Consider the following 12,262-nt stretch of genomic DNA (forward strand, 5'->3'; position numbering starts at 1 on the left):
GCTGCGCTAGCGTCCCCGCGTGAGCCAGCCCCCCGCTTCTGACCCCGCCGCCCTCGCCGCCCAGGCGGCCGACGCCCTCACCGCCGCACTCGGCGGGGAGCACGACGTCGCCGTCGTCATGGGGTCGGGCTGGGCGCCCGCCGCGGACGCCTTCGGCGCCGCCACGGCCTCCGTCGCGATCGGCGACCTGCCCGGCTTCGCCGCCCCCACGGCCGTGGGGCACGGCGGCGAGGTCCGGTCGGTGCAGGTGGGCGACCGCCGCGTGCTGCTGTTCCTCGGCCGCACGCACCTCTACGAGGGCCGCGGTGTCGAGCCGGTCGTGCACGGCATCCGCACCGCGGCGGCGGCCGGCGTGAAGACGGTGATCCTGACCAACGCCGCCGGCGGTCTCGGCGCGGAGCACCGGATCGGCCAGGCCGTGGTCATCTCCGACCACCTGAACCTCACCGCCCGCTCGCCGCTGGTGGGCGCCACGTTCGTCGACCTGACCGACCTGTACTCGGCGCGGCTGCGCGAGCTGGCCCGGCAGGTCGACTCCTCGCTGATCGAGGGCGTCTACGCCGCGCTCCCGGGCCCGCACTACGAGACGCCGGCCGAGATCCGGATGCTGCGCACCCTCGGCGCCGACCTGGTGGGCATGTCGACGGCGCTCGAGGCGATCGCCGCCCGCGCCGCGGGCATGGAGGTGTTCGGCCTCTCGATGGTCACCAACGCCGCGGCCGGCGTCACCGGCGAGGTGCTCGACCACCAGGAGGTGCTCGCCGCGGGCAAGGAGGCGGCCGGCCGGCTCGGAGCCTTCCTGGTGGAGTTCATCGGGAAGCTCCCGTGAGTCTGGTCCTCCTGACGGGGGCGGCGGGCCGGATCGGCACGGTGCTGCGCGGCGGGCTCCCCGAGCGCGGCTGGGCACTGCGCAGCCTCGACGTGGCTCCGCTGCCCGACGAGCGACCGGGCGAGGAGCAGGTCGTCGCCGACGTCACCGACCTCGCCGCGATGGTCGACGCGGCCGAGGGCGTGGACGCCGTCGTGCACATGGCGGGGCTGGTGGGCGAGGCCGGCTGGCCGGCCATCAGCCACGCCAACATCGAGGGCACCTACTGCACGCTGGAGGCGGCCCGCCGCGCCGGTGTCCAGCGCGTGGTCCTGGCCAGCAGCAACCACGCGACCGGCTTCACGTCCCGCCCGGAGAGTGGCCTGCTCACGGAGGCCGACGCCCCGCCGCGGCCGGACACGTACTACGGCGTGGCCAAGGTGGCGATGGAGGCCCTGGGCTCGCTCTACGTCGACCGCTACGGCATGGACGTCGTCTGCCTGCGCATCGGCAGCGCCTTCCCGGAGCCGTCGACGCTCCGCATGCTCGCCACCTGGCTCTCCCCCGCCGACACCGTGTCGCTGGTCGACGCGGCCCTGCGCGCGCCCGCCCCGGGCTTCCAGATCGTCTGGGGCGTGTCGGCCAACACGCGCAACTGGTGGGACCTCGCCGCCGCCCGCGCGCTCGGCTACGAGCCGGCCGACGACGCCGAGGTGTACGCCGAGGCCCTGATCGAGGCGTGCGGCGAGCCCGACCCGACCGACCCGGTCCACTCCCGCGTCGGCGGCCAGTACACGCTGCCCGCGTTCGACGCGGAGCACGTCGAAGCGGCGGGAGGCCGGCTGTGAGCGTCCTGGAGAAGGCCCGGGAGTGGGCCGACGCCGATCCGCACGCGGGTGACCGCGACGAGATCGCGTCGCTGATCGAGGCGGAGAACACCGAGGAGCTCGACCGGCGGTTCGCCGGTCCGCTCACCTTCGGGACGGCGGGGCTGCGGGGACCCCTGCGCGCCGGGCCGGCCGGCATGAACGCGGCCGTGGTCACCCGCGCGGCCGCCGGGCTCGGTCGATGGCTGGCCGAGTCCGGGCACGCCGGCGCCGGGGTGGTCATCGGCTACGACGCCCGCCGCCGGTCCGACGAGTTCGCCCGCATCTCCGCCGCGGTGCTCGCCGGTGCGGGTTTCGCCGTCCAGGTGATGCCCCGGCAGCTGCCGACGCCGGTGCTCGCCTTCGCCGTCCGCCACCTGGGGTGCGCGGCCGGGATCATGGTGACCGCCAGCCACAACCCGCCCGACGACAACGGCTACAAGGTCTACCTCGGCGACGGCGCCCAGCTGGTGCCGCCGGCCGACCGGGAGATCGAGGCCGCGATCGGCGCCGTCGGATCGGCGCGCGAGGTCCCGCTGTCCGACGAGTGGCTGACGCTGGACGACGACATCGCCGACGACTACGTCGCCGCGGTCGTGGCCGCGCTGCAGCCCTCCCGGGTCGCGAACCGCGCCGAGCTGACCGTCGCCTACACCGCGATGCACGGCGTGGGCGCCGACACGACCCGCGCCGTCTTCGCGGCCGCCGGGCTGACCGCCCCGCACAGCGTGCCCGCGCAGGACCGGCCGGACCCGGCGTTCCCGACGGTCGTGTTCCCGAACCCGGAGGAGCCCGGAGCGACCGACCTGCTGAAAGCCCTGGCCGCCGACGTCGGTGCCGACGTGGCGATCGCCGAGGACCCGGACGCCGACCGCTGCGCCGTCGTCTGCGACGGCCGGCAGCTGACCGGCGACGAGGTCGGCGCGCTGCTGGCCGACTGGCTGCTGCGGCGCGGCGTGCGCGGGACCTACGCGTCGTCGCTGGTGAGCGGCTCGCTGATGCACGTGATCGCCGGAGGGCACGGGGTGCCGTCGGAGGAGACCCCGACCGGGTTCAAGTGGATCATGCGGGCCGGCTCCGACGAGTCGCCGCTGGTGTTCGGCTACGAGGAGGCGCTCGGGTACTCGGTGGCGCCGTCGGTGGTCAAGGACAAGGACGGCATCTCGGCCGCGCTGGCGGTGGCCCTGCTCGCGGCCGAGCTGAAGGCCGACGGCCGCACGCTGCTGGACCGCCTCGACGAGCTCGCCGTCGAGCACGGGCTGTTCGTGACCGGTCAGCTGTCGGCGCGCGTGGAGGACCTCACGCTCATCTCCGACGCCATGGCGCGACTGCGGGCCGCGCCGCCCACCCGGCTGCTCGGGCGGGACGTCGCGTTCACCGACCTGCTCACCGAGCAGCCCGCCGTCGACGGGGTGCGGCTGCTCGGCGACGGCGTGCGGGTGATCGTGCGGCCCAGCGGCACCGAGCCCAAGCTCAAGGCGTACCTGGAGACGGTCGTGCCCGTGCACGACGACGCCGGGGTGATCGCCGCCCGCGGGCGCGGCGCCGACGAGCTCGACCAGCTGCGCGCGGAGATGTCGGCGGCGCTGGGGCTCTGACGGTGGACGTCCGGGCGCTGGTCTTCGACGTCTTCGGGACGGTCGTCGACTGGCGGTCGGGCGTCGCCCGCGAGGTGCGCCGGGTGCTCGGGCCGGGCGTCGACGCCCACGCGTTCGCCGACGCCTGGCGGGCGCGGTACGTGCCGTCGATGGAGCGCGTGCGCACCGGCGACCTGCCCTGGACGCCCCTGGACGAGCTGCACCGGATCTCGCTGGACGAGGTGCTGGCCAATCTCGGCCGGACCGACGTCGACGCGGCGACCCGCGACGAGCTGGTGCTGGCCTGGCACCGGCTCGACCCGTGGCCGGACGTCGTCCCGGGTCTCACCCGGCTGGCGCGGTCGCACGTGCTCGCGCCGCTGTCGAACGGCAACGTCGCGCTGATCGTCGACCTGGCCAAGCGGGCCGGGCTGCCGTGGGACCTGGTGCTCGGCGCCGAGATCGTCCAGCACTACAAGCCCGACGCCGAGGTCTACGACGCCGCACCCCGCCTGCTCGCGCTCGCGCCGTCGGAGGTGCTGATGGTGGCGGCGCACGTCGACGACCTCGCGGCGGCCCGCGGACGCGGGCTGCGGACGGCGTACGTGCACCGGCCCGACGAGTTCGGCGGCATGCGGGTTCCCCCGGTCAGCGACCCCGACGCCGACCTGTCGGTGGGCTCGCTGGTCGAGCTGGCCGAGCGGCTGGGCGCGTGACGGGCGCCGCAACCGACGGCTTCCTGGGTCGAGTTCCCGCTCCCGGGGCCCTGCAGAACCCCTAGACCGAGAGATCGACCCCGGAAGCACCCCGCCGAAAGCGGCTGGGCCCTGGCGACGGCAACGCGGACGGGTGGTTGTCCACAACCGGAGATGCTCTGGCATTCCGGATCTGCGTAGTCTCCCGGGGTCCGGAGATCGACACGAGGGGTGACGACGTGGCTCGGCGGTGGTCCCTGCGCCTGCTGATCGGCGTGCTGGCGGGTGTGACCCTGCTCAGCGGGTGCGCGGAGAAGCAGCCGGCGAACGAGTCCCTGCCCAGCGCGAGCGCGTCGCCGACCGAGGAGGAACTCCCGCCCCTCGGCCCCGAGGACCTCCCGATGCCCGCCGAGGCCCGCACCCAGGACGCCGCCGGCGCCGAGGCCTTCGTCCGGTACTACATCGCCCTCATCAACCGCACGTCCGACGTGATGGACGCCCAACCCCTCCGCGAGTTCAGCGACGGCTGCGAAGACTGCAACCGGATCGCCAGCAGCACCGAAGAGGACGCTGCGAATGGCCTCCATTACGAAGATGGGCTCCTCAGCATCACGTCGATGGGCGAACCTCGATTGGAAGGCGACCGAGCGGAGATCGCGTTCTTTGCAGACCAGGCCCGACTGCAGGTGGTCGACGCAGCAGGCAGTGTCAACGAGGAAATGAGCTCAGAAGCGTTCGCGGACGTTTCCTGTGGTGCCGCAATGAGATGGAACTCCGAGCTGGCCACATGGGTCATGACCGTTCTGACACTGGGCTGACATGTTGCGCCTGGTCCGGCTGGCGGCCCTCGCAACTCTGGTCACCTGCGCCTTTCCCATGCCATCCGCTTACGCAGACGATCCAGACTGCTCAAAGCGAGTTTGCCCTGTCGTGACGACAGGTCCCGGGGTTCTCACGGCTAGCTACGTCGCGTCGACGGCCGACGGCTGGCTCGCAAGCAACGATCCGCCCGAGCCGCAGCCCTACACCTACCGGCTGCGAACCCCGTGCGCCGTGGACACGGACGCGGGCGATGTCTGTCGTCCAGATGACGATGCGCTCTGCCCGTCACTGCCGGATCGCATCGTGCAGGTCATGGTGGTTGAGCGCCGACTGGTCGTTCTGCCCGGCGGGAACACGATTGACCCTTCCTTCGATCCTGATGGCGCTGCGCCCGGGACACCTGTCGGGCCTTGGGCATCTCAGCCGCGCGTCTGCGTCGACATCACGGCGTTGAACCCGCCGCCGTCGCCGGCCGAGGTGTTCCGCTACTTCCAGACCCTGCCGCTGCCCGAACTGACCACCCAGCAGCAACCCCCCGGCGACGGACTCGTCGGCCTGCCGGTCATCTTCTACACCGACAGCCCGACCACGCAGACCTTCACCCTCGACATCCGCGGCTTCACCGTCGACATCGTCGCCACCGCCACCGGCTTCACCTGGCACACCGGCGACGGCACCGACCTGACCAGCACCGACCCCGGCGCCCCCTACCCCGACCAGACGGTCACCCACGACTACTCCAGCGGCACCTACACCGCCTGGCTGACCACCACCTGGGGCGCCACCTTCAGCGTCGACGGCGGCGCCAGCACCGCCGTCCCCGGCACCACCACCACCGACGGCCCTCCGGTCACCTTCGACGTCCTCCAGGCCCGACCGGTCCTGACGAACCCGTACGACTGACACTCCCAGGGTCGAGTTCGCGGTCCCGGCGTGCTGCAGAACCCAGGAGGCGCGAGAAGAACCCCTAGAGCGCGACCGACTCCCGGCAGCCGGACTCCAGCGCGCGCTGGGCAGCGGCCAGCACCGCGACGACGTCCCGCCCGAAGACGACGTCGCAGGGGTGCGTCCCGCCGGACACCGCCGCGGCCGTCAACTCGTCCACGGCCACTGCGAACGCGTCCTCCGCGCTACCGGTCTCGGGCAGAAGCACCAGCCGCCCGGCGTCGCCGTGCACGAAGAACTCGGTCCCGGCCGACATCGGCGCCACCGTGTGCGACAGCGTGACGGTCGACGCGACCCCGGACTCGTGACCGAGCACGAGGTGCACCGTGTCGCGCAGACCCGCGCCGGCCTGCACCGACACCACGGGACCGAGCGCGGGCACCAGCACCGAGAGCGCGTGCGGGCCGATGTCCCAGAGAGCGCCGTGCTCCTTGCGCCACGGCGAGGAGTCGAAGGGCGACCCGGCCAGCGACGACAGCCACGAGCCGTGCCCACCGGCGAGCCGGGTGCGCGAGGCCTGCTCCAGCCAGGTCGACGTCGCCGAGCGGAACCGGAACGTGAAGAACACGACCGAGGCCACGCCGGCGTCGCGCACCGCCGTCACCAGCCGGTCGGCGGCGGCGACGTCCAGTGCGATCGGCTTCTCCAGCAGCAGGTGCTTGCCGGCGGCCGCGGCCCGCACCGCGAGGTCCACCTGCACGTCCGGTGGGACGGCCACCGCGACCGCGTCCACCCGCGACAGGAGCGCGTCGAGGTCGTCGAAGCCTTCGACGTCGAACTCCGCGCCCACCGCCTTGGCTTTGGCGAGGTCACGGCCCCAGATGCCGGCGAGTTCGGCGTCGGAGTGCTCGGCCAGCGAGGCGGCGTGCACGGCCCGGGCCCAGAAGCCGGTGCCGAGCACCCCGAAGCGCATCGTCAGACCGCGCCGAACTGGCGGTCGCCCGCGTCCCCGAGGCCCGGGACGATGTAGGCCTTGTCGTTGAGGCCCTCGTCGACCGACGCCGTGAACACCCGCAGCGGCAGGCCGCTCTCCTCCAGCCGGCGCAGCCCCTCGGGTGCGGCCAGCGTGCACAGCACGGTGATCGAGGTGGCCCCGCGGGCCGTGAGCAGCCCGCAGCAGTGCACGAGCGAGCCGCCGGTGGCCAGCATCGGGTCGAGCACGAACACCTGGCGGTCGACCAGCGACTCCGGCAGCGAGGCCATGTACGCCTCGGGCTCGAAGGTCGCCTCGTTGCGGGCCAGCCCCACGAAACCCATCTGCGCCTCGGGCAGCATCCGGTGCGCGGTGTCGGCCATGCCCAGCCCGGCGCGCAGCACCGGGACGATCAGCGGGGGCGCGGCCACCCGGTAGCCGGTCGTGCCGGTGACCGGGGTCTGGATCGGCTCCTCGGCGACGGCGAGGTCGCGCGTGGCCTCGTACATCAGCATCTGCGTGAGGTCGCGCAGGGCGGCACGGAAGTTGGCGTTGTCCGTGCGCTCGTCCCGCATGCGGGAGAGCCGGGCACGGGCGAGCGGGTGGTCGACGACGGTCAGCTGCACGCGCGACACCGTAGCGGCCCAGCCTCGTGACGCCACTTCGGCGCCGCAGACGTCTGATCGCCGCGGGACCGGAACCCGTTCGGTCCCTCCGACGAGGGGCGCGCGGTCGGACGGGGTGGCCGGACAGGGGACAATGGTCGCCATGACCCACGTGCTCGACCCCGACGCGCTGCCCGACGACGCGCGCGCGTTGATGGCACCCCTGCCGCCGTACGACGACGTCACGCGCTCCGACTCGGCGTTCCGCACCTTCCTGCACGGCCTGCCGGGCGTCGACCAGGTCGGCGCCGAGGCCCGCGTCGCGATGCTCGGCACCCGGTCGATCAAGACCACGGCCAAGGCCTGGGCGATCGACACCGCCATCTCGATGGTCGACCTCACGACGCTGGAAGGGGCCGACACCCCGGGCAAGGTGCGCAGCCTCGCCTCGAAGGCGAAGCAGCCCGACCCCGGTGACCCGACCTGCCCGACGGTGGCCGCGGTCTGCGTCTACGGCGACCTCGCCGGCGTCGCCCGGGAGACGCTGGCCGGCACCGGCATCCACGTCGCCGCCGTCGCCACCGCCTTCCCGAGCGGCCGCGCCAGCCGCGAGGTCAAGCTCGCCGACGTGAAGGACGCCGTGGCCAACGGCGCGGACGAGATCGACATGGTCATCGACCGCGGCGCCTTCCTCACCGGCCGCTACCTCGACGTCTTCGAGGAGATCGTGGCCGTGAAGGAGGTGTGCGGGGACGCCCACCTCAAGGTCATCCTCGAGACCGGCGAGCTGGTCACCCTCGACAACGTCCGCCGCGCCAGCTGGATCGCGATGCTCGCCGGCGGCGACTTCATCAAGACCTCCACCGGCAAGATCTCGCCCGCCGCGACCCTGCCGGTCTCGCTGGTGATGCTCGAGGCGGTCCGCGACTTCCGCGCCGCCACCGGACGCCAGGTCGGGTTCAAGCCCGCCGGCGGCATCCGGACGACGAAGGACGCGATGAAGCACCTCGTGCTGATCAACGAGACGGTCGGCCCCGACTGGCTCGACCCCGACTGGTTCCGCTTCGGCGCCTCCAGCCTGCTCAACGACCTCCTGCTGCAGCGGCAGAAGCTCCGCACCGGCCACTACTCCGGCCCCGACTACGTGACGATCGACTGAGGCCCCCCGTGAGCAGCAACCCGTTCCAGTACGCCCCCGCCCCGGAGTCGCGGTCGATCGTCGACATCGCGCCGTCCTACGGGCTGTTCATCGACGGCGAGTTCGTCGACGGGTCCGGTGAGCCGTTCAAGACGGTCAACCCGGCCACCGAGGAGGTCCTCACCGAGGTCTCCACCGGCACCGCCGCCGACGTCGACCGCGCCGTCGCCGCCGCCCGCCGCGCGTACACCCGCGTGTGGGGGCCGATGCGCCCGGCCGACCGCGGCAAGTACCTGTTCCGCATCGCGCGGCTGCTCCAGGAGCGCGCCCGCGAGTTCGCCGTCCTCGAGTCCCTGGACAACGGCAAGCCGATCCGGGAGTCCCGCGACGTCGACGTCCCGCTCGCCGCGGCGCACTTCTTCTACCACGCGGGCTGGGCCGACAAGCTCGATCACGCGGGCCTCGGGCCCAACCCCCGGGCGCTGGGCGTCGCCGGGCAGGTCATCCCGTGGAACTTTCCGCTGCTCATGCTGGCGTGGAAGGTCGCCCCGGCGCTGGCGACCGGCAACACCGTCGTCCTCAAGCCGGCCGAGACCACCCCGCTGACCGCGCTGCTGTTCGCCGAGATCTGCCGCCAGGCCGACCTCCCGCCGGGCGTGGTCAACATCGTCACCGGCGCCGGTGACACCGGTCGCGCGGTCGTCGAGCACGGCGACGTCGACAAGGTCGCGTTCACCGGGTCGACCGAGGTGGGCAAGTCGATCGCCCGCGCCGTGGCCGGCACCCGCAAGAAGCTCACGCTCGAGCTCGGCGGCAAGGCGGCGAACATCGTGTTCGACGACGCCCCGATCGACCAGGCCGTCGAGGGCATCGTCCAGGGCATCTTCTTCAACCAGGGCCACGTGTGCTGCGCGGGCTCCCGGCTGCTGGTCCAGGAGTCGATCCACGACGAGCTGATCGCGAGCCTCCAGCGGCGCATCGGCACCCTGCGCGTCGGCGACCCGCTGGACAAGAACACCGACATCGGCGCGATCAACTCCGCCGAGCAGCTGGCCCGCATCCGCGAGCTGTCCGATTTCGGCGAGGCCGAGGGCGCCAACCGCTGGCAGCCGACCTGCGAGCTGCCCGAGCGTGGCTTCTGGTTCCCGCCGACGGTGTTCACCGACGTCTCCCCCGCGCACCGCATCGCGCGCGAGGAGGTCTTCGGGCCGGTGCTCAGCGTCCTGACGTTCCGCACCCCCGACGAGGCCGTCGCCAAGGCCAACAACACCACCTACGGCCTCTCCGCCGGGATCTGGACGGAGAAGGGGTCGCGCATCCTCAAGATCGCCAACCAGCTCCGCGCGGGCGTGGTGTGGGCCAACACGTTCAACAAGTTCGACCCGACGTCGCCCTTCGGCGGCTACAAGCAGTCCGGCTACGGCCGCGAGGGCGGCCGCCACGGGCTCGCCGCGTACCTGAAGGGAGCTGACAGCAAGTGAGTGACCGGCTGGCCGTCCGCAAGACCTACAAGCTCTACGTCAACGGGGCGTTCCCGCGCTCGGAGTCCGGTCGCAGCTACGAGGTGACCGATCCCAAGGGGCACTTCCTCGCCAACGCCGCCTGGGCGTCGCGCAAGGACGCCCGGGACGCCGTCGTCGCGGCGCGCGCCGCCTTCGGCAAGTGGGCGGCCATGACCGCCTACAACCGCGGCCAGGTGCTCTACCGCGTCGCCGAGGTGATGGAGGGCCGCGCCGCACAGTTCTGCGACGAGGTCGCGGCCGGCGAGGGGCTCTCGCACTCCAAAGCGCGGACCGCCGTCGACGCCGCCATCGACCGCTGGGTCTGGTACGCGGGGTGGACCGACAAGCTCGCCGCCGTCCTCGGGGGCGCCAACCCGGTCGCCGGTCCGTACTTCGACTTCTCGATGCCCGAGCCGTCCGGCGTCGTCGCCGTCCTCGCGCCGCAGCAGTCGTCGCTGCTCGGCCTGGTCAGCGTCCTGGCCCCGGTCCTGGCCGGCGGCAACACCGCCGTCGTCGTGACGTCGAAGGACCGTCCGCTGCCCTCGATCACGCTCGCCGAGGTGCTGGCCACCAGTGACGTCCCCGGCGGGGTGGTCAACCTGCTCACCGGTGACGCCGACGAGCTGGGCCCGTGGCTGGCCGAGCACGCCGACGTCGACGGCATCGACCTCACCGGCGCGCCCGCCTCGCGGGCGATGGAGTTGGAGCGGGAGGCGGCCGGCACGGTCAAGCGCGTCGTGCGCACGCAGACCCCCGAACCGGACTGGACCGCCGACCCCGGCCTGTCCCGGATGACGCCGTTCCTGGAGACCAAAACAGTCTGGCATCCGATCGGCGTCTGAACGGCCCCGTCCCGGGTCCCACCGCGAGCGCGCGAGGGGTGGGGAGGACGGGGTCCTTCCACTGGCATCCGATCCGGGTCTGAACGCACCGTTCGGGGCATGGGCCCTCATCTGGCAGGGTGTGCCCGTGGCCAGGCCCAGCATCGTCCCCATCGCACTCACCCTCGACGACCGCACCGGCTACACCCTCTGGGCTCCTCCGTGGGAGGAGGACGGCGAGGAGTGGCAGGCGTTCCTCGGCACGACCGAGGGCGACACGGCGAAGGTGCACCTCTTCCCGACACCGGCGGCGCTGGCGGCGTTCTGCCGCGGCAGCACCGACCACGACCTCGCCGACCATCCCGTCTGGCCGGTCGTGCAGGGGCTGGGCGCCGCCGACCTCACCCCCGACGAGGACCACCGGTTCGACCTCGACGGCGTCTACGACATCGCCGCCGAGAACCCCGACCGGTGGGCCGTCGACGAGCTCGCCGCGACCATCGACATCGTCAGCCGGCTCGCCGACTGCCTCGACACCGGCGGTGACGAGGAGGACGACGACGAGGACGAGGACGAGGAGGGGCAGTTCGAGGCCGTCGCCGAGCTCGCGGCCAAGCCGGAGATCGGCTCCCTCGGCCTGGGGGTCGAGGCATTCGTCGGCCGGTCCGGCGAGGACGCCTGGATCGGTGTGGGCGGCGTCCTCGACGACCTGTGGGAGGACGTCGTCGCCGAGCTCGAGGAGCACTTCGACTGGACCGGCGCCGGCACCGCGACCCTGGAGGACTACCCGCCCGCGGCGGAGCTCGAGGAGGTCGCGAGCGACGACGTCCTCGACGTGGAGGAGCTCGACGACGACGTCGAGGAGGACGCTGCGCCCGCCGCGTCGGCCCCGGGCGTCAGCACGATCCGCGGCGGAAGCCGGATCACCGCCAGCGAGGCCGCGGTCAGCAAGGCCGCGCAGTTCTGGGAATCGGTGGGCATCCTGCCCGTCGAGGTCGTCGTCCCCGAGGGCGCCGGGGTGACCCTGCGCTGCTACGTCGACGACGTGGCGCGATTCCTCGGCCGCGACGGCGAGATCTACCTGTTCACCACCCCAGCCGACCTGGCCCGCTTCATCGCCGGCAACGAGGGTCACGACCTGGAGGAGATCGCCTCCTGGCCGGAGGTCGCCGACACCGACGTCGAGCCGCTCCCGGCCGAGCAGGACCGCTACGACCTCACGGAGCTGTCCGAGGTGCTCGCCGAGGTGGCCGACGGCGCCGCCGGCCTGGTCGACCACCGGGCGTTCGTCGCCCCCGTGGAGGGCGTGCGGGATCTCGCCGAGTACGCCGGGATCGCGCGCGTGGAGGAACTGCTGGCGCCCTCGTCGGCCCTGGGCCGGGCGGTCGCGCGGGCCGAGCGGGAACCCGATGCCACGCTGCGGGCCGAGGACGCCGGCGAGCTCAAGCGCGAGTGGGACGAGGTCGTCACCCTGGTCAGCAACGCGCTGGTCTTCCGCGACTGAAAAAGGACCCCCTTCCTCCCCACCCCTCGCAAGCTCGGGGCGGTGCCCTGGAAGGGGGCCTGAACG

At 72.9% G+C, this 12,262-nt stretch carries 12 protein-coding genes; 10 read left to right on the plus strand and 2 right to left on the minus strand.

What is annotated here, in order from left to right; genetic code table 11:
- The first annotated feature begins 19 nt into the window (after positions 1-19).
- The 6 genes from ABD644_RS00940 to ABD644_RS00965 all read left to right on the plus strand — a co-directional run bounded on the left by ABD644_RS00940 (position 20) and on the right by ABD644_RS00965 (position 5,671).
- A complete protein-coding gene (locus tag ABD644_RS00940; protein ID WP_344686604.1) occupies positions 20-829 on the plus strand; it encodes a purine-nucleoside phosphorylase in 810 nt (269 codons plus the stop codon).
- Positions 826-1,656, plus strand: coding sequence for an NAD-dependent epimerase/dehydratase family protein (locus ABD644_RS00945; RefSeq protein ID WP_344686605.1), 831 nt, complete (start codon positions 826-828; stop codon positions 1,654-1,656). Before ABD644_RS00940 ends, ABD644_RS00945 begins: the two co-directional genes overlap by 4 nt.
- On the plus strand, positions 1,653-3,272 hold the full coding sequence (locus ABD644_RS00950; RefSeq protein ID WP_344686606.1) for a phospho-sugar mutase: 1,620 nt from the start codon (positions 1,653-1,655) through the stop codon (positions 3,270-3,272). The genes ABD644_RS00945 and ABD644_RS00950 overlap by 4 nt, the downstream gene beginning before the upstream one ends.
- 2 nt (positions 3,273-3,274) lie before the next feature.
- The gene (locus ABD644_RS00955) at positions 3,275-3,967 is read left to right on the plus strand and encodes a haloacid dehalogenase type II (protein ID WP_344686607.1); all 693 of its coding nucleotides are present in this window, start codon (positions 3,275-3,277) and stop codon (positions 3,965-3,967) included.
- A 218-nt stretch (positions 3,968-4,185) separates the two neighbouring features.
- On the plus strand, positions 4,186-4,764 hold the full coding sequence (locus tag ABD644_RS00960; protein ID WP_344686608.1) for a DUF6318 family protein: 579 nt from the start codon (positions 4,186-4,188) through the stop codon (positions 4,762-4,764).
- A gap of 454 nt (positions 4,765-5,218) precedes the next feature.
- Positions 5,219-5,671: a hypothetical protein gene (locus ABD644_RS00965; RefSeq protein WP_344686609.1), complete on the plus strand. Its 453-nt coding sequence runs from the start codon at positions 5,219-5,221 to the stop codon at positions 5,669-5,671.
- A 64-nt stretch (positions 5,672-5,735) separates the two neighbouring features.
- Here the strand turns inward: ABD644_RS00965 and ABD644_RS00970 are convergent, their stop codons facing one another.
- Positions 5,736-6,626 (minus strand): Gfo/Idh/MocA family protein, encoded by an 891-nt coding sequence (locus ABD644_RS00970; RefSeq protein WP_344686610.1) that lies wholly within the window; start codon positions 6,624-6,626, stop codon positions 5,736-5,738.
- A gap of 2 nt (positions 6,627-6,628) precedes the next feature.
- Entirely contained in the window at positions 6,629-7,252 is a 624-nt protein-coding gene (gene upp, locus ABD644_RS00975) for a uracil phosphoribosyltransferase (RefSeq protein ID WP_344686611.1), read from the minus strand.
- Positions 7,253-7,394: 142 nt separating this feature from the next.
- Here upp and deoC point away from each other — a divergent pair, with 142 nt between their 5' ends.
- From deoC to ABD644_RS00995, 4 genes are all read left to right on the plus strand, one after another.
- On the plus strand, positions 7,395-8,390 hold the full coding sequence (gene deoC, locus ABD644_RS00980; protein ID WP_425547346.1) for a deoxyribose-phosphate aldolase: 996 nt from the start codon (positions 7,395-7,397) through the stop codon (positions 8,388-8,390).
- A gap of 8 nt (positions 8,391-8,398) precedes the next feature.
- The gene (locus ABD644_RS00985; protein ID WP_344686612.1) at positions 8,399-9,850 is read left to right on the plus strand and encodes an aldehyde dehydrogenase family protein; all 1,452 of its coding nucleotides are present in this window, start codon (positions 8,399-8,401) and stop codon (positions 9,848-9,850) included.
- Positions 9,847-10,713: an aldehyde dehydrogenase family protein gene (locus ABD644_RS00990; RefSeq protein WP_344686613.1), complete on the plus strand. Its 867-nt coding sequence runs from the start codon at positions 9,847-9,849 to the stop codon at positions 10,711-10,713. The genes ABD644_RS00985 and ABD644_RS00990 overlap by 4 nt, the downstream gene beginning before the upstream one ends.
- Before the next feature lie 127 nt (positions 10,714-10,840).
- Complete coding sequence (locus ABD644_RS00995; RefSeq protein ID WP_344686614.1) at positions 10,841-12,196, plus strand: hypothetical protein; 1,356 nt, start codon at positions 10,841-10,843, stop codon at positions 12,194-12,196.
- Positions 12,197-12,262 lie beyond the last annotated feature (66 nt).

This window comes from Blastococcus jejuensis (assembly GCF_039534705.1).
In the GTDB taxonomy this organism is placed as follows: Bacteria; Actinomycetota; Actinomycetes; order Mycobacteriales; family Geodermatophilaceae; genus Blastococcus_B; species Blastococcus_B jejuensis.